At 65.6% G+C, this 16,335-nt stretch carries 15 protein-coding genes and 1 pseudogene; 6 read left to right on the top strand and 10 right to left on the bottom strand.

The genetic code is table 11. The features are described from left to right. The first annotated feature begins 21 nt into the window (after positions 1 to 21). A complete protein-coding gene (locus ACQPZ2_RS12565; protein ID WP_433525685.1) occupies positions 22 to 1,176 on the top strand; it encodes a BTAD domain-containing putative transcriptional regulator in 1,155 nt (384 codons plus the stop codon). A 7-nt stretch (positions 1,177 to 1,183) separates the two neighbouring features. On the opposite strand, the gene ACQPZ2_RS12560 is transcribed toward ACQPZ2_RS12565, so the two are convergent. The 5 genes from ACQPZ2_RS12560 to dxr form a co-directional block, all read right to left on the bottom strand. Then, on the bottom strand, positions 1,184 to 2,971 hold the full coding sequence (locus tag ACQPZ2_RS12560) for a penicillin-binding transpeptidase domain-containing protein (protein WP_433525684.1): 1,788 nt from the start codon (positions 2,969 to 2,971) through the stop codon (positions 1,184 to 1,186). Positions 2,972 to 3,035: 64 nt separating this feature from the next. After that, entirely contained in the window at positions 3,036 to 3,899 is an 864-nt protein-coding gene (locus ACQPZ2_RS12555) for a GNAT family N-acetyltransferase (protein WP_433525683.1), read from the bottom strand. Between the two features lie 88 nt (positions 3,900 to 3,987). Next, positions 3,988 to 5,145, bottom strand: a complete 1,158-nt coding sequence (gene ispG, locus ACQPZ2_RS12550; protein WP_433525682.1) for a flavodoxin-dependent (E)-4-hydroxy-3-methylbut-2-enyl-diphosphate synthase — start codon at positions 5,143 to 5,145, stop codon at positions 3,988 to 3,990. A gap of 181 nt (positions 5,146 to 5,326) precedes the next feature. Further along, positions 5,327 to 6,529 carry a M50 family metallopeptidase gene (locus ACQPZ2_RS12545; RefSeq protein ID WP_433525681.1) on the bottom strand — a complete coding sequence of 401 codons (1,203 nt, stop codon included), beginning with the start codon at positions 6,527 to 6,529 and terminating at the stop codon, positions 5,327 to 5,329. Positions 6,530 to 6,720: 191 nt separating this feature from the next. Next, positions 6,721 to 7,860: a 1-deoxy-D-xylulose-5-phosphate reductoisomerase gene (gene dxr / locus ACQPZ2_RS12540; protein ID WP_433525680.1), complete on the bottom strand. Its 1,140-nt coding sequence runs from the start codon at positions 7,858 to 7,860 to the stop codon at positions 6,721 to 6,723. Between the two features lie 89 nt (positions 7,861 to 7,949). Between dxr and ACQPZ2_RS12535 the strand changes: the two genes are divergently transcribed. Then, complete coding sequence (locus ACQPZ2_RS12535) at positions 7,950 to 8,216, top strand: DUF2631 domain-containing protein (RefSeq protein WP_387289052.1); 267 nt, start codon at positions 7,950 to 7,952, stop codon at positions 8,214 to 8,216. 41 nt (positions 8,217 to 8,257) lie between these two features. On the opposite strand, the gene ACQPZ2_RS12530 is transcribed toward ACQPZ2_RS12535, so the two are convergent. After that, on the bottom strand, positions 8,258 to 9,181 hold the full coding sequence (locus ACQPZ2_RS12530) for a LysR family transcriptional regulator (RefSeq protein ID WP_433525679.1): 924 nt from the start codon (positions 9,179 to 9,181) through the stop codon (positions 8,258 to 8,260). A 154-nt stretch (positions 9,182 to 9,335) separates the two neighbouring features. Here ACQPZ2_RS12530 and ACQPZ2_RS12525 point away from each other — a divergent pair, with 154 nt between their 5' ends. Further along, complete coding sequence (locus ACQPZ2_RS12525) at positions 9,336 to 9,749, top strand: DUF5997 family protein (protein ID WP_433525678.1); 414 nt, start codon at positions 9,336 to 9,338, stop codon at positions 9,747 to 9,749. Between the two features lie 49 nt (positions 9,750 to 9,798). Here the strand turns inward: ACQPZ2_RS12525 and ACQPZ2_RS12520 are convergent, their stop codons facing one another. Both ACQPZ2_RS12520 and ACQPZ2_RS12515 read right to left on the bottom strand, forming a co-directional pair. Continuing rightward, positions 9,799 to 10,065: a hypothetical protein gene (locus ACQPZ2_RS12520; protein WP_433525677.1), complete on the bottom strand. Its 267-nt coding sequence runs from the start codon at positions 10,063 to 10,065 to the stop codon at positions 9,799 to 9,801. Continuing rightward, on the bottom strand, positions 10,055 to 10,594 hold the full coding sequence (locus ACQPZ2_RS12515; protein WP_433525676.1) for an RNA polymerase sigma factor: 540 nt from the start codon (positions 10,592 to 10,594) through the stop codon (positions 10,055 to 10,057). Before ACQPZ2_RS12515 ends, ACQPZ2_RS12520 begins: the two co-directional genes overlap by 11 nt. A 243-nt stretch (positions 10,595 to 10,837) precedes the next feature. Between ACQPZ2_RS12515 and ACQPZ2_RS12510 the strand changes: the two genes are divergently transcribed. Next, positions 10,838 to 11,629 carry an SAM-dependent methyltransferase gene (locus ACQPZ2_RS12510; protein WP_433525675.1) on the top strand — a complete coding sequence of 264 codons (792 nt, stop codon included), beginning with the start codon at positions 10,838 to 10,840 and terminating at the stop codon, positions 11,627 to 11,629. Here the strand turns inward: ACQPZ2_RS12510 and ACQPZ2_RS12505 are convergent. After that, entirely contained in the window at positions 11,626 to 12,666 is a 1,041-nt protein-coding gene (locus ACQPZ2_RS12505) for a hypothetical protein (protein WP_433525674.1), read from the bottom strand. The genes ACQPZ2_RS12510 and ACQPZ2_RS12505 overlap by 4 nt on opposite strands. Before the next feature lie 121 nt (positions 12,667 to 12,787). Between ACQPZ2_RS12505 and ACQPZ2_RS12500 the strand changes: the two genes are divergently transcribed. After that, positions 12,788 to 13,816, top strand: coding sequence for an alpha/beta hydrolase (locus ACQPZ2_RS12500; RefSeq protein ID WP_433525673.1), 1,029 nt, complete (start codon positions 12,788 to 12,790; stop codon positions 13,814 to 13,816). Positions 13,817 to 14,094: 278 nt separating this feature from the next. Next, entirely contained in the window at positions 14,095 to 14,295 is a 201-nt protein-coding gene (locus tag ACQPZ2_RS12495) for a hypothetical protein (RefSeq protein WP_433525672.1), read from the top strand. 181 nt (positions 14,296 to 14,476) lie between these two features. Here the strand turns inward: ACQPZ2_RS12495 and ACQPZ2_RS12490 are convergent. After that, positions 14,477 to 16,258 (bottom strand): annotated as a pseudogene (locus ACQPZ2_RS12490) (catalase); the annotation flags it as partial. Between the last annotated feature and the right edge of the window lie 77 nt (positions 16,259 to 16,335).

Below are 16,335 nucleotides of genomic sequence, written 5' to 3'. Positions count from 1 at the left end.
ATTGCGTTCGGAGGGAATCTGGTGGGCTCTGCGGGCTCGAATCGACCGGCGCTCGATCTTCGAGTGCTCGGACCGGTGCGCCTGCTGGTTGATGCTCGAGCGATACCGTTGCCCGGCGCCAAACTTCGCGCGCTGCTCGCCATGCTCGTCATCAACCGCCGCAATGCTGTCGCGAAAACCGCACTGGCGAACAGCATCTGGGAAGAGGAGATGCCGAATCGCTCCGTCGACGGCCTCTACGCCTACGTCTCCAATCTGCGCACCGTGCTGCGTTCGGCCGGGGTCGACGACCGGGCCATCCTGCGCACCGTGCACGCCGGATACCTTCTCGATATCGGCGAGGATCAATGCGATGTCGGCCGCTTCGAGCGGGCCAGGACCCAGGGCTCGCTGGCCTTCACCACCGGCGATCTGGAAACCGCGGCCGAATGTTTCGCCGACGCGCTCGCGGAGTGGAGTGGTGAGGCGGTCGCCGGACTGCGCGGACTGCGTTTCGCCGACAATTTCGCCACCGACATGGACGAACGCAGGTTGAATGCCATCGCCGATCGCCTGGACGCGGATATCGCATGCGGGCGCGAAGGCGCGGTGCTGGGCGAACTGACCGCACTGACCACCGAACACGCCGTGAACGAGCGGCTCTGGCGACTGTTCATCTCCGCGCTCTACCGCGCGGGCCGCCAGGCCGACGCACTCGCCGCCTGTTTGCGCATCCGCCGCAACCTCGCCGACCAGCAGGGCATCGACCCGGATCCGCGCACCCTGGCACTGGAGGCGGCGATCCGCAGCCAGCAGGCACTGCCGACGATCTCCTCCTCCCCCGGGGCGACCAAGCGGGATCTGCCCGATGTGCTGCGGCAGGCCTGGCTGCGGGTCGGCGACGGTGAGGCGATCGCCATTCCGGCGACCGGGCTGCGGATCGGCCGGGAATGGGATAACGACATCGTGCTCGACGATGCCCGGGTCAGCCGTAAACACGCGCGCATCGTGCCGCGCGAGAACCGGATCTTCATCCGGGATCGGGATTCGGCCAACGGCGTCTACGTCAACGGTGTGCCGATCGGTGCCGATACCGCACTCGCGCACGGCGATGTCATCCGAATCGGTTCCACCACACTGCGTTACGAGATGCCCGATCGCGGCGCCCCGCCGGAATCCACCAGTCGCACCAACTGAGCGGGGTTCAGTACCCTGCGGGCAGGGCGGCGAGCATATCCCGCGTCACCGCAACGGCATTGTCCGAACTGCCGCCCTTGACCAGCAAGGTCGCGAAGGCCAGATCCCCGCGATAGCCGACGAACCACGAATGCGAGCCGCCGTCGACCTCGGCCTCCCCGGTTTTCCCGTACACCTCGCCCTGGTCGGCAATGCGTTCGGCGGTACCGCCGGTGACCACCTTGCGCATCATCATGCGCAAACCATCGATCACTTCGGCCCCGATGGCCGGACGGTCCCCTTTGATCTCCGTTGTCCGTCCGGCGATCAGATACGGCACCGGTGCCGACCCGTGCGCGACGGTCGCGGCGAGCACCGCCATTCCGAACGGACTCACCACCACCTTGCCCTGCCCGATGCCGTCCTCGGTTCGCTGGATCATATCGTCGGCCGGTGGCACCGAACCCGATTCGGTCGGCAGGCCCGGAACCGTATAACCCTGTCCCACACCGAGTTTCGCGGCGGTGTCGTGCAGCGCGTCGGCGGGCAGGTCGCTGGCCAGTTTCGCGAATGCGGTATTGCAGGACCGCTCGTAGGCGGTGGCCATCGGTACGTCACCGAGTTGGAAGAGGTTGTAGTTCGGAATTGTCCGCTCCCCGATGACAATTCGGCTCGGACACGGCAAAACCGTTTCGGGCGTGGCCTTTCCGAGCGACATCGCCGCGGCTGCGGTCACCGTCTTGAAGACCGAACCCGGCGGATACTGGCCGATGGTGGCCACCGGACCGGCACGGTCGGCCGCCCTGTTCTGTGCGACAGCGAGAATCGCGCCGGTCGACGGCCGCAGCACCACCATCATGGTCTGCTCCTCGCGGCCGCTGACAGCGCGCTGCGCGGAGTTCTGCACATTGCGGTCGATGCTGAGCGAGAACGACGGGGCGGGTTGTGCGGGCACCTCGGTGAGTACGTCGGTATCGGCGCCGTTGGCGTTCATGGTGACAACGCTCCAGCCCGCCTTGCCGTCCACCTCGGCGATCACCGTCTTGCGCACCTGCGCGAGCAGATCGGGTGCGAAATCCCGGTCGGTGGGGACCATATCCCACTGCTGAGTCAGCGTTACCCCGGGCAGACCGATGAGATCTCCACTCACCTGATCGAATTCGTACTCGCTCAACAGCGCGACGGTGTACTCGCTCTTGGCGGCGTAGGCAGCGTTCAGGATCGCCTCGGGGGTGAGCCGGTCGTCGAAGCGGTGCAACGCCGCCGCCAGCGAGGTCGCCGTATAACCCGGATCCGGTGCGGAGGCCACGGTGAACGCGACCCGAGATACCTTGCCCGGCACCAGCACATCGCTGCCGGACTGCTCGTTCACCCTGGCGCGCGGGGCCGGGTTGGCGCGCAGTGCCATGGTCTGGGTGGCGCCGAGTTTGGGGTGGATATCGGCGGAGGTCCAGCGCACCATCCAGCGGCCATCACTGCGGCCCATCTGCAATTGGCCGGTGTATTTCCAGATCCGGTCCTTGGGCAGGCGCCACTCGTAGGTGTATTCGACAGTCGCGGTATCGCCGGTGACCCTGGCCGCGCCGGTATGCGCGGTCAACTTCTCGGCCTGCAACTCGGCCCATGCGGAACGCAGTGCGGCGGTTGCCTTCTCGGGCTGACCGGTGAGTTCGGCCGCGGCCTCGATGTCGTGGCCGGCGAAGGCGGCAAGGAAGGCATCGGCCGCGGGCACCGGTCCCTGCGGGTCGGCCGAGCAGCTGGATCCGGCCGCCGCGAAAGCCGCGACGGCCAGCGTAATGAGCATGCGAGTCGACATCGGGACCGATCGTATAGTCAACCGCGAGCAAACGGCTGTGGCACACCGATGTTCGGTGCCGGGTTCAGTCGAGCAGCACGGTCGCGAAGGTGGCGATCTGCCGGAATCCGACCCGGCTGTAGGCGCGGCGGGCAATGCTGTTGTAGTCGTTCACGTAGAGGCTCGCGGTACGGCCCGAGGCAACCACCGCATTCGCCACGGCGGCCGTACCGCGGGTGCCGAGACCGGCACCGCGACGTTGCGGATGTACCCACACGCCCTGGATCTGCCCGGTACGCCGGGACAGCGATCCGACCTCGGCCTTGAACACCACTTCGCCGTCCTCGAAACGCGCCCAGGCGCGGCCGGATTCGATCAGGCTCTGGATCCGGCGCCGATAGCCGCGGCCGCCGTCACCCGCGCGCGGATCGACCCCGACCTCCTCGATGAACATGGCGATTGCCGCGGCGAGATAGCGCTCCAACTCATCGGGCCGGACCCGGCGGACCTGCGCATCGGCGGTGGCCAGCGCGGGCTGGCCGAGAGCTAGCAGCGGCTGCGCACCGCGTAGCTCGCGTTCCGGTCCCCAATGCGCGGACAGCATCTCCCACAGCGGCAGCGTCAATTCCTGACGCCCGACCACCGAGGAACACACCCGCGGCCAGCGGACCGCCCGCGTGGCAAAGGCGCGCAACGCATCCTCGTCACCGCGCAGCGGCACCAAATTCGCACCGGAGAAGCAGAGGGATTCCGACGGTCCACCCCGACTCCACAGTTCACCGTGTCCGACGCCGGTATCCAAGCCGAATTCCTGTAACCGCGCCGCCACCATGCACGAGGCGATCGGATCGCTATCCAGCACCCGCAGCACCTGTGCCAGATCCCGATTCGCGAGCTGACGCGCGGGGGCATCCTTGGCCCGTCGCGCCGGCTCCAGCAGACTCCGCACATCGACAGCCTGCCACGAATCGGTCGACTGTGATACGGCTACTCGGGAACTCCCGCCCGTAACGACCGCTTGCGGGTCGCTCGAAAGGTCAGCCGACGGTGACGACGGGTTCGCCCACGCCTTCCGTCTCGCCCATCTCTTCGGCAATGCGCATGGCCTCTTCGATCAAGGTCTCCACGATCTGCGCCTCCGGCACGGTCTTGACGACCTGCCCCTTGACGAAGATCTGGCCCTTGCCGTTGCCCGAGGCGACACCGAGGTCGGCCTCACGCGCCTCGCCCGGTCCGTTCACCACGCAGCCCATCACGGCCACCCGCAGCGGCACCTCCATGCCCTCCAGACCGGCGCTCACCTCATTGGCCAAGGTGTACACATCGACCTGAGCGCGACCGCAGGACGGGCAGGAGACGATCTCGAGCTTGCGCGGGCGCAGGTTCAGCGACTGCAGGATCTGCCCACCGACCTTGACCTCCTCGGCCGGCGGCGCGGACAGCGATACCCGGATCGTGTCGCCGATGCCCTCGGACAGCAGCGAGCCGAATGCGACGGCGGACTTGATCGTGCCCTGGAACGCCGGACCGGCCTCGGTCACACCGAGGTGCAGCGGGTAGTCGGACTGCGCGGCCAACTGGCGGTAGGCCTCGACCATGATCACCGGATCGTTGTGCTTGACCGAGATCTTGATATCGCCGAAGCCGTGTTCCTCGAACAGGCTCGCCTCCCACAGCGCCGACTCGACCAGCGCCTCCGGGGTCGCCTTGCCGTACTTCTCCAACATCCGCTTATCCAGCGAACCGGCGTTCACACCGATGCGAATCGGGATGCCCGCGGCGCCCGCGGCCTTGGCCACCTCGCCGACCCGGCCGTCGAATTCCTTGATATTGCCGGGGTTTACGCGCACCGCGGCACAACCCGCATCGATGGCGGCGAAGATATAGCGCGGCTGGAAATGAATATCCGCGATGACCGGGATCTGGCTCTTGCGCGCAATGGTCGCCAGTGCGTCGGCGTCCTCCTGACGCGGGCAGGCGACGCGCACGATATCGCAGCCCGAGGCCGTCAGTTCGGCGATCTGCTGCAGGGTGGCGTTGACGTCGTGAGTTTTGGTGGTGGTCATCGACTGCACGGAAATCGGGTAATCGCTGCCGACGCCCACATTGCCCACCATCAATTGGCGGGTCTTGCGGCGAGGCGCGAGAACGGCCGCGGGTGCGGTCGGCATCCCCAATCCGATTGTGCTGGTCACTTTCGGCTGCCTACTTTCGTGCGTACTGTTTCGGGCCGTTCGCCTACCGAGGATAGCCGCGTGTCGCGGCTGCTCACCCTGTGACAGCTATGACATGAGTCATGACACACCGATGTCCCGAAATGCCAGCAATCCGGCGTACGCGGTGGTTATCGCGGAACAACCGCGACAGGTTAGCGCATCAGCGGAACAACTGGATCGGATTCACGATGTCGGCGACCAGCGTGAGCACCATATACGCACCGCCGATCACCACTGCGATGTAGGTCACCGGAAGCAGTTTCAAATAGTCGACCGGAGCGCCCGGCGCCAGTCCCTTCCAGCCGCGGACGGTATTGCGGACCTTCTCGTAGAGCACCACCGCGATATGGCCGCCGTCCAGCGGAAGCAGCGGCAGCAGGTTGAACGCGCCGAGGAAGAAATTCAGGCTGGCCAGGACCAGGATGAACACGCCCCACAGGCCGCGCTCGGCGGTCTCGCCGCCGATCTTGCTCGCGCCGTAGACACTGACCGGGGTTTCCGGATCGCGCTCGCCACCGGTCACCGCGGTCCACAGCGCGGAAACCTTCTGCGGCATCTGGGCCAGCGATTCCACCGTGCGCACGAACATCTGCCCGGTGTACGCACCCGCGGCCGGAATCGCGGCCAGCGCGTTGTACTTCAGGGGTGCGTAGTACTCCGAGCCGACGCCGACCGCGCTGACCTCGCGGCCCGGCCCGCCGTCATCGGGATAGCGCGTGACGCGTTCCGGGGTGACCTCGATGGTCCTGGTCTGACCGTCGCGCTCGATGGTGTAGGTGAACGGGCCGGTCTGCTTCTGGGTTTCCGCGGTGAACTGCTGCCAGGTCGTCACCTTCACGCCGTTGACGGCCTTGACCACGTCACCGCGCTGCATACCGGCCTGCTGCGCCGGTCCGGTGCCCTGGCAATCGGCCAGCGATTTGTCCGGATTCTGCTGGGCGACGCATTTCATCGCGCCGATGGTGGTCGCGGGCGGCTGGTCGAAGCGCGGCAGTCCCCAACCGATGGCGAGCACGACCAGCAGAAGGAAGCCGAGTACGAAGTTCATCCCGATCCCGCCGAACATCACGACCAGGCGCTTCCAGGTGGCCTGGCGATACATGGCCCGGTCGAGGTCCTCGGGCGCGAGTTCGTCCAGTGCGGTCATGCCCGCGATATCGCAAAAGCCGCCGAGCGGGAGCGCCTTGAGACCGTATTCGGTTTCACCGCGCCGGAACGAGAAAATCTTGGGACCGAAACCGATGAAATAGCGCCGCACCTTCATGCCGGTGGACTGGGCGGCCCACATATGCCCGCATTCGTGCAGCGCGATCGAAATCGTGATGCCGAGGGCGAACAGTACGAACCCCAACGCGAACACCATTTGCTGTACAGCCCTCCTGCGTTGCGCAGCTCGCCTCAAATGAAGTGCGGCCGCCCGCAGCGGCCGCGATTACCCGCACAGGCACGTCCGTTCGCGCCGCGGGCACCCCGACCACAGTAACCGGACGCCGACCAACCCTCTCTGGTAAGTCTGCCAGGCCGCCGTCCTACGGCGCGCCCGATACGGTTCTATCAGCGATTGACGAGGGTGCGCGCGTAGTCGCGGGCCCAGGTATCGGCGGCGAGTACGTCTTGCAATGTCTCCGGTTCGGCGCGCCACCGATCGGCCGCCTCGACCGCGCGGGCGACGGTGCGCACGATATCCGGGAAACGGATGATCCCGTCCAGAAAGGCTTGCACGGCAATCTCATTCGCCGCGTTGTAGACCGCGGTGACGCTGCCGCCCGCGGTACCCGCCTGCCTGGCCAGCTCGACCGCGGGGAATACCGCATTGTCGACCGGCTCGAATTCCCAGGTCGAAGCGGTGCTGAAGTCGCAGGCGGCGGCCGCGCCCGATACGCGATCGGGCCAACCGAGTGCCAGTGCGATCGGCAGCTTCATATCGGGCGGGCTGGCCTGGGCCAGCGTGGAGCCGTCTTTGAAGGTGACCATGGAGTGCACGATCGACTGCGGATGCACCGTGACATCGATGCGGTCGTAGGGCACCCCGAACAGCAGATGTGTCTCGATCAGTTCGAGGCCCTTGTTCACCAGCGAGGCCGAATTCAGCGTATTCATCAGTCCCATCGACCAGGTCGGATGCGCCTTCGCCTCGGACGGATTCACCGATTCCAGCATTTCGGTAGTCCAGCCGCGGAACGGACCTCCCGACGCGGTCAGCACCAGCCGATCCACCTCCTCGGCCCGGCCGCCGCGCAGGCACTGGGCGAGCGCGGAATGTTCGGAGTCGACCGGCACGATCTGCCCGGGTGCGGCGGCGCGGGTCACCAGCGAGCCGCCCGCGACGAGGGATTCCTTGTTCGCCAGCGCCAGCCGGGTGCCCGATTGCAGGGTGGCCAGGGTCGGCTCCAGGCCGAGCGAACCGACGAGTGCGTTGAGTACCACATCCGCCTCGGTGCGGCGCACCAGTTCGGTGACCGCGCCGGGGCCGCTCAGAGCCAGGTCGAGTCGGGTGCCCGCGGCCGGATCGGCGACCGCGACATTGCGGGTCCCGGTGGCGGCCATCTGGGCCGCGAGCAGCTCGGTATTGCCGCCGCGCGCGGCCAGGCCGACCACCTCGAACTTGTCGGGATTGGCGGCAATCACCTCGAGCGCCTGGGTACCGATGGAACCGGTGCTGCCGAGCAGAAGGACTCTCACGATGTCGGACACGGCCCTATTGTGGCAGGGCTGCTGGCTACGACGAGCGGTCGTATGCCACGATATCGGCAGCAACGCTTACACCGAGCTAAGGAGCGATCGTGGCCGCCACGGAACTCGAACCCACCAGTGACCGCGCAATCGTCACCCACGTGGATACCGCCGAGGTTCCGTCCGCCGAATGGGGCTGGAGCGGAGAATCGCGCCGCACCTTCCGTGTCGCGGGCTGGATCGTCTGCGTGATCCTGGTGGCCATGACGATCGGCAACCACAAGGGCCACATCGAGGACCTGTTCCTGGTCGGTTTCGCCGCCGTGATCGCGGGCATCATGATCCGCGACTCGATCCTGCGCCGCAAGCCTCGGTAGTCCATACCGGAAGGTATCGACTCGCTCGGGGATTCGCCCGCCTAACGCCCTCGTCGCTTGGCGGGCTTTTTCTTGGCTCCGGCGTTCTTGGCGACATTCCTCGTCGAGCGCTTGCCGGTGGTCTTCTTCGGCTCGGTCTTCTTGCGCTGAGCCTGGGCCCGTGAGCTGCGTTCCGAACGGCCGCGCACGATGCCGACGAACTCTTCGATCAGTTCGGTGGTGTGCGCGGTCGACCAGGCCAAAGCGATTTCCGTAGCCGCGACGCCCATCATCGTCCGGTAGACGAGGTCGCGGCGGGCGTACAGCCGGGCGATGGAATGCGGGACGATGGCGACGCCGACACCGGCCGCGACCAATTCGATGGTGCCACCGATCGCATCGATATCGCTCGAGTCCTGGATCAATTCACCCTCTAGATCGCCCATACCCACCTGATCGAAAAGCGACAGTGTGTGGTCTTTGGGCACCACGACGACGGGAAGCTCGCGGTAGAGCGGAATCGCGCTCAGGCCTTCGCGTTCGATGGGCAGACGGACGAAACACGCGTCGACGCGCCCGTCACGCAGCGCGGCGAGTTGTTCGGCCATCGGGATCGGGAGCATCTCCAGGGGGGTGTCCGGGAACCGCTCACCCCAGATCCGCGTCCATTTGGAGACCGTCACGCCAGGGACGAAGCCGACCCGCAATGCGACATCCTCCGCGGCCACCGGCTCGGGCTCTTCTTCGGCGCGCGCGATGATATCCCTGGCATCGCGCAGCAATTGCTGTCCGGCGTCGGTCAGCTGCGTCGGCTGTGCTCCGGGCACAAAGAGTTTCATCCCGAGTTCTTGCTCCAAGTCGATCACCGTGTGACTCAGCTTCTGCCGCGAAATGTGCAGCGATTTCGCCGCACGGGCGAAATGCAGTTCCTCGGCAACCGCGACAAACCAGCGCAGGCGGGTCACGTCGATGGACTCGGGGTTCATTCGTACGAGGGTATTGCCATCGGGGCTGTCGTCTCGCCAGGCGGGTGGTCTGAGGGCACGCCCGGGCCGGATAGGCGGTGGCCTCGCATTCGCTCGTCCAAGCGCAACAGACCGCGGGCGGACCGCGTCCGGCTGTGCCCATTAGGCTGTACCGGTGAGCCCGGATAAGAAACCGCAGACCATGAAGCCGCTGACCGCGGCCAACAAGCTCGGCATCTACCTTCCGGCGACGCCCGAGGAATTCCGCAACTCCCCGATCTCCCGCGCCGAACTCGAAGACTTGCGCACCAACCCCCCGGCCTGGCTGACCGAACTGCGCAAGAACGGCCCCTTCCCCCGCGATATCGTCGCCCGCAAACTCGGAGTTTCCAATACCGGCCTGGCCCGCGCCGAAGTCTCGGACGCGATGAACGCCGAGGAAATCGCCGCCCTGCTCGCCGACCCGCCCGAATGGCTGATCCGCGAACGCGAGAACTACGCCGCGGTGCTGAAGGAAAACGAGCGCATCAAAACCCAACAGGCCGAACGCCGCGCCGCTTCCAACCGCCCCGCCAAGAACCACACGTAGAACAGCCGCACCCAACTTGGGTGCGGCTGTAGCCGGGTGATGGAAGCGGTTATGGCGCACCGGATTTCGTGGTGACCAGTTGGCAGGATCCGTCGGTGCACGAACGCTGCAGTCGGCCGCGGGAAAGCGTCTGGAGCAAGCCGATCGCCCAGCAGGTCGGGCAGCCACGCAGCGCGACGAGACCGACCGGCAGGAGCAGCAGACCGACGGGCCCTACCGCAGGCATCAGTGCGAACGAACCGATCACAGCGCCGAATCCGATTGCGCCACGGGCCAAATGGCGCGATAGCGACGCACTGGCGAACTCATCCGACATTGCCGACCTCCAAACTCCCCTGCACCGCCATACGCGCCCGATGCAGCCGTGATTTCATGGCCGCGGTGCTCAGCCCGAGCAGATCCGCGACCATTCGACCGCTGTACCCCTGCACATCTCGCATGATCAGCACCCGCCGCTGATCTCCGGGCAGTGCCGCGATCGCCGCGGCCACCCGCTCGGCCTCCCAGCGATTGATCGCCTCCTCTTCCGCCGATGCGATAGCCGAGTCGGGAATCGGTTCGGCCCGACGCACGCGTAACCGCAATTGCCGCAGGCATTCATTGCGCACAATGCGAAACATCCACGAGGCCAACGCACCCGATGCTCGCAATGTCCCGATCTTGCGGTACAGAATGATCAGCGCCTCCTGCGCCGCATCCTCGGCATCCTCCGGCGTCGCGCACAGCGAGTACGCGAAGCGCCGCACATGCGGATGCGATCCGGACACCAGGGAGGTGATCGACTCGATATCGCCCGCCCGCGCCGCGGCGACGAGATGTTCGTCGGGCCAGCACACCTCGGTCATTCCGACCGGCTCCGCCGCCGCAGCACGGTAATGCTGCACGCGCAAATGAGCAGCGCCCCAACAACAATCGCGGCTATGATCACGACAAACCTCCCGATTTCGTGCCGACCGTGTTGCCGACACAAGTATGAGAGGTGTAAACCCGCACAAAGGATTCACCGCAATCGAGCATCGCAGCCCGGTCCATGCGGACAAACGACCAGACGTTGTTACGATGTGCCGAGGGGCATCAAGGGAGGTGCGGTGGCTGAGGCCGATCGGGCGCCGGTACGCGTCGATCCATCCAAGCCGAACGCTGCTCGGGTGTACAACTATCTACTCGGCGGTAAAGACAACTACGAGGTGGACCAGCGGGTCGCCGAGCGAATGCTCGCGGTCGCGCCGGACACCAAGACGACGGCCTGGTTCAGTCGTAAATTCCTGCTCAACGCCGTGGAAGAGGCGGCCAAGGCGGGGATTGGGCAATTCATCGATATCGGTGCCGGAATCCCCATCTCGCCCAACGTGCACGAGATAGCGCAGAAGGTCGACCCGGCGGCACGCGTCGTGATGATCGACTACGACCCGGTCGTGCACGTGCACACCAACGCGCTCCTGTCCGGCACATCCGGTGTCGCGTCGATACTCGGTGATATCCGCCGCACGGACGAGATCATCGAGAAGGCGCGGACCGAGGGACAGATCGACTTCGACCAGCCGGTAGCGATCCTGATCGTCGGCGTGCTGCACTTCGTGATGGACGACGAACACCCAGCAGAGATCATCGCGCGACTGCGCGATGTGATGGCGCCGGGAAGCATCCTGGCCTTCACCCACGGATCGGTCGACACGTACGCGGAGTTCGTCGCGCAGTCGACCGGCGATACCGACGGCAGCTCGGCGCAGGTCCAATTCCGGACCCCGGATATGGTGGCCGCGTACCTGGACGGCTTCGAGATAGTCGAACCCGGTCTGGTGCCGGTACAAGACTGGCTCGACGACGACCTGCCGCACACCAAGTTGGTGATCTTGGGCGGCGTCGGCCGCAAACCTTAGATCGCGGCAAGCGTATCGGCGCGTGCCGCGAGCGCGTCGGCGATCGGACGCGGACGGCGACCGAGTCCGCATGCACTCGCGACGCCGTCCACCGGTCTGCTCAGCGCGTTCTCGATCAACCGCAAGGTCTCGACCTGCTCTGGCACCGTGGGAGTGTCGTGGACGAATCCCGCGTAGAAATTGGTGCCCGCGCCGAGTGACAGGTCCGCGAGGGGTGCGTAGAACGCGGGATCCGCCGACGGCGGGATATCTCCGGCCGCAAGCGGACCGTGCACATAGGTCAGCGGGCGATCCGAAGGCCACTGCCGGGCAACGGAATTGGCCAGCTCCACGAAAGGCTGCAGATCACGCATACTGGCCCGGGACTTGTTGTGCAGGCTTCCGACGCACAGGTGCACGCCGAATCTGGTTCCCGCAGGCGCGGATTCGGCCAGCGCCGCAATCCCCTCGCCGAGGCGCAATGCCGCCTCCAACGGTCGGTGCAGTGGCTGTGCCTTCGCCATGAGCACCATTTCCGCGGTCGCCTCCAATTGCACGACCACGTCGTCGGTACCGACCAGTTCGTGGATGGCCGCGATATCGCGCACGGTCGCGTCACGGAATGCCTTGCGGTGCAACCGGACACCTGGAATGCCCATGGCAATGAAGGCCAGGGTGAAATCGGTCGGCATCCCGATCTGGAGAGTGAGTTCGGGCAGCTCGCGCACCGTACGCAAGCCCTGGAACATCGGCAGCGCCTCCTGGGCCTCGGCGAGATAACCGAGCTCCATCATGTCGCCCGTCAGCTCGCGACCAGTCGGAACGCGATGGATGGTCCGCTCCCGACTCGAGCGCCACGTACCCGACTTCTTCACTTCCAATGCGCCCTGCGCCACCAGATCCTCGATGATCGGCTGGATGTAGAACTCGTAGCGACGCGTTTCCCCGGTCGGGAGCGTGCGTAGGCGCGGCCCCGCGGCATCGAGCATCGCGCGCATCGCATCGTCGGTACTCGTACCCGGAAAGCTGCCGACAAAGTGCACACCACGCGAACCCATGCCGTGCATCGTAGATCGCATCTTCGTCACGCAACCCCATAGCTACGGATGTTCGTGTGCGGTATGGTGATTCGCCAGAAGATGGCGCGGCGCACGATATTTCCCATTCGGAGGGAACGCGGTGACGAAGAAGCTCTACGCCCGAATGTTGGTGGCCGCTACCGCGGCGGCGACAATACTCGGTGTGGTGCCGGGCGGGGCCAGTGCTGATCCGACCGCCTCGCCCGACCGTTGTCAGGAGATCTCTTTCCCGGTGCCGCAGGGGACGTTGGGCGCGACCCTGTGCCTGCCGGACCGGCCGACCGACGCCGTCATGGTGTTGATGGCGGGGTCCAATTACAACCACACCTACTGGGATTTCCCTTACGCCCCAGAGACTTACAATTTCCGGCGCGCGATGAACGCGGCGGGTTACGCGACGCTGGTAGCCGATCGGCTCGGTAACGGCGCAAGCACCCGTCCGCCGAGCATGTCACTGACCGCGTCCGCCACCGCTGAAGCTCTGCACGACATCGTGCAGGCCCTGCGCCACGGACTCGCGGGCGCACAGCCGTTCGACAAGGTCGTCACCGGTGGTCATTCGCTGAGCTCCGGCACCTCGGTCATGGAAGCCACCACCTACCACGATGTCGACGGCGTGCTGCTCACCGGATATTCGCACACCCTGAGCGTGCCGGACGTCCTCGGCGTGATCGGCACCTACTACCAGGCGGTACAGGATCCCGTATTCGCCAGCCGCGGATACGATTCGGGCTATCTCGTGACCCGGCCGGGCACCCGGGCCAGTGATTTCTTCGGGCCGGATAATTACGATCCGCAGGTGCTCGCGATCGATGAGGCGACGAAGGAAACCTTCTCGCTCACCGAATATCCCGACGGCCTCACCTCTACCCTGCCAGGGATGTCCAGCTTGATCACCGCCCCGGTCATGGTCGTCAATGGCAGTTTGGACCGGTTGTCGTGTGGACCCGCCTATGCGATCTGCGCCGACAGCACGACCCTGCAGGCCGCGGAGGCCGCGTTTTTCAGTCCAGCCGCGCGGTTGCGTACCTTCGTGCTGCCCGGCAGCGGACATTCGGTGAATCTCGCACGGAACACCGCGCAATATCATGCCGCCGTCATCGACTGGATGAAGTCGGTCGTCGGATAGCTCGATCTACTTGCGGCAGTTCAGTTTCCGTTACCGGTCCGCCATGCCCAGGTCGGATCGACAACGCTGCTCACCGTAGCCTCGCGACGGCGAATTCGGCCAGACCCCCTCTCGGTCCACCCGCGAATACTACTGGTAAACACCACTTTTCAGGGCCGCGAAACAGCCGGACCGCCGGGTGATATCCACTCGATTAACCGACCGGATCCCGGGTAGGTCGCACATGTGGTCCGAACCGGGGCCGCAGATAGTTCCAACTACCGAGAAGGAGCGCTGTCATGGCAGATCCGAAGAATCCCGGGCAGTTCGGCAATCGCAAGGACACCCACGAGCAGGCCAGCAAGGGCGGCAAGGCCAGTACCGGCAGCTTCGGCCAGCGCAATGCGGCCGACCCGCACGAGGCAGGTCGTAAGGGCGCGCGGGCGCAGCCGACGGCGGCCAAGCAGAAGGGTGGCCAGCACAGCCACAGCGGCAGCTAGCTCAACCTGTCGAACGGGCCTCGGTGATCTATCCGGGGCCCGTTCGATCGCGAATCCACCCGTGAGCACTTCGCCACCGGGCCCGATCCGGAACGTCATATCCGCCGACTCCGGCAGTATCTCGATGCCGGTGTCGACGAACTGTACGTCCAGCAGATCGGGCCCGATCTGGATGGCTTCTTCACCGCGTGGGAGAAGGAGATCCAGCCCGCCCCGAGCTGAACGGGGACGGCCAGGCGGGTACGGCGACGGTCGACCGACGCCAGACCCGGTGCTGGGCAAGCGCATTCGCGAACATCTCGATGAATTCCTCGGACACGCCCGCGCCGACGGCGGTCGTGGTGAAGACACCTGTTCGCGCGTCATGATCGGTATCGGATATGACACCGGCGACCCGCAGCAGCGTGACACCGTCGCCGAAGCCGCCGATCGGTTTGGCGTGTTTGAACGCCTCCAGGACGAAGTGCACCGCCGCGCCATTGCCCACCAGCGTGTCGGCGGACTGCGCGCCACCCGCGACCAGCACCGCATCGTAGAGAACCGAGGCGACGGTGGCCAGCGACCGGTCCACCGGGAGGGTTTCGCCGTCGCTGCCGTCGCCGCCGAACGTACCGGCGTGCGGCGCAAGCACTTCGGGGACCGCACCACGGTCGGTCAACCACGATTTGATGCGGCGCACACCGAGTGTGTCCACCCCATCGGCGGCCAGGATCGCGATCTTCCGGGTCGCGATGGTATCGGTGACCGTATTGAGTTGCGACAGCGCAGGAGATACCGCCGCCTCGCGATCACCCGAGTCCGGTTGCGGCACAGGCATACCCAGTTCACTCGCGACCCGCTCGGCCAGTTCGGGCTCGATTCGCACCAGATGTTCGAGCACCCTGGTCCGGATGATCGCCCGCTCCACCTTGCCCAGTTCGAAGGCGAAGGCGGCGACGATGTGGTCGGCCTCCGGCGGCGACATACTGCGCCAGAACATCCGCGGCTGCCGGTAGTACTCCCGAAAACTGCTGGCGCGCTGACGAATAGCAGAACCGGACAGCGGCTCGGCATAGTGCTGGAACATCTCGGTATTCGCCAATGCCGGACAACCGCCACCGATGGTGTTCTTGGTATAGGCGGCCTCGCCCCGCGGAATGGCGTGCTGACCGTAGCCGTCCTGCTGGTGATTGCGCACGTCGGCGACCGGCCGGTTGATCGGCAGCTGGGCGAAATTCGGCCCGCCCAAACGGATCAGCTGGGTATCCAGGTAGGAGAAGTTGCGCAACTGCAGCAGCGGATCATCGCTGAAATCGATACCGGGCACCAGATTGGCGGTGTGGAAGGCCACCTGCTCGGTCTCGGCGAAGAAGTTGTCCGGATTGCGGTCCAGCACCATGCGGCCGACCGGCTGCACCGGAACCTGTTCTTCCGGAATGATTTTCGTCGGATCGAGCAGGTCGAAGTCGAAGCCGAATTCGCTTTCGTCCGAGACCAGCTGCACGCCGAGTTCCCACTCCGGATACTGGCCCGCCGCGATGCAGTCCCACAGATCGCGTCGATTGAAGTCGGGATCACGCCCGGCGATCTGCTGACATTCGTCCCACAGCAGCGAATGCACGCCGAGTTTCGGCGTCCAGTGGAACTTCACGAAAGTGCCTCGGCCCTCGCTGTTGACGAGCCGGAAGGTATGTACGCCGAAGCCTTGCATCATGCGATAGCTGCGCGGCAGTGCCCGGTCCGGCATCAGCCACATGATCGCGTGCAGTGTCTCCGGCTGCTGCCCCACGAAATCCCAGAGGGTGTCGTGCGCGGAGGCGGCCTGCGGAATCTCATTGTGCGGCTCGGGTTTCACCGCGTGCACGAAGTCCGGGAATTTGATTCCGTCCTGGATGAAGAACACCGGGAAGTTATTGCCGACCAGATCGTAATTGCCCTGGGCGGTATAGAACTTCGTCGCGAAGCCGCGCACATCGCGCACGGTACCTCCTCGATCGGGGACGGAGCCACCGCGGCTCCTCTCGTCCGCGCATACCCGCGAGCGGCACACTCACACCTGCG

The sequence above is a fragment of the Nocardia pseudovaccinii genome, assembly GCF_050942345.1.
Taxonomy (GTDB): domain Bacteria; phylum Actinomycetota; class Actinomycetes; order Mycobacteriales; family Mycobacteriaceae; genus Nocardia; species Nocardia pseudovaccinii.
The sequence above is the reverse complement of the archived record's forward strand: the minus strand, read 5'-3'. Positions and strand labels throughout refer to the sequence as shown.

Bases quoted from the DNA above. Each gene is read 5' to 3' on its own strand.
- ACQPZ2_RS12560 (WP_433525684.1), bottom strand. From the start codon at position 2,971: ATGTCGACTCGCATGCTCATTACGCTGGCCGTCGCGGCTTTCGCGGCG.
- ACQPZ2_RS12545 (WP_433525681.1), bottom strand. From the start codon at position 6,529: ATGGTGTTCGCGTTGGGGTTCGTACTGTTCGCCCTCGGCATCACGATT.
- ACQPZ2_RS12530 (WP_433525679.1), bottom strand. From the start codon at position 9,181: ATGAACCCCGAGTCCATCGACGTGACCCGCCTGCGCTGGTTTGTCGCG.
- ACQPZ2_RS12520 (WP_433525677.1), bottom strand. From the start codon at position 10,065: ATGTCGGATGAGTTCGCCAGTGCGTCGCTATCGCGCCATTTGGCCCGT.
- ACQPZ2_RS12515 (WP_433525676.1), bottom strand. From the start codon at position 10,594: ATGACCGAGGTGTGCTGGCCCGACGAACATCTCGTCGCCGCGGCGCGG.
- ACQPZ2_RS12505 (WP_433525674.1), bottom strand. From the start codon at position 12,666: ATGGGTTCGCGTGGTGTGCACTTTGTCGGCAGCTTTCCGGGTACGAGT.
- ACQPZ2_RS12495 (WP_433525672.1), top strand. From the start codon at position 14,095: ATGGCAGATCCGAAGAATCCCGGGCAGTTCGGCAATCGCAAGGACACC.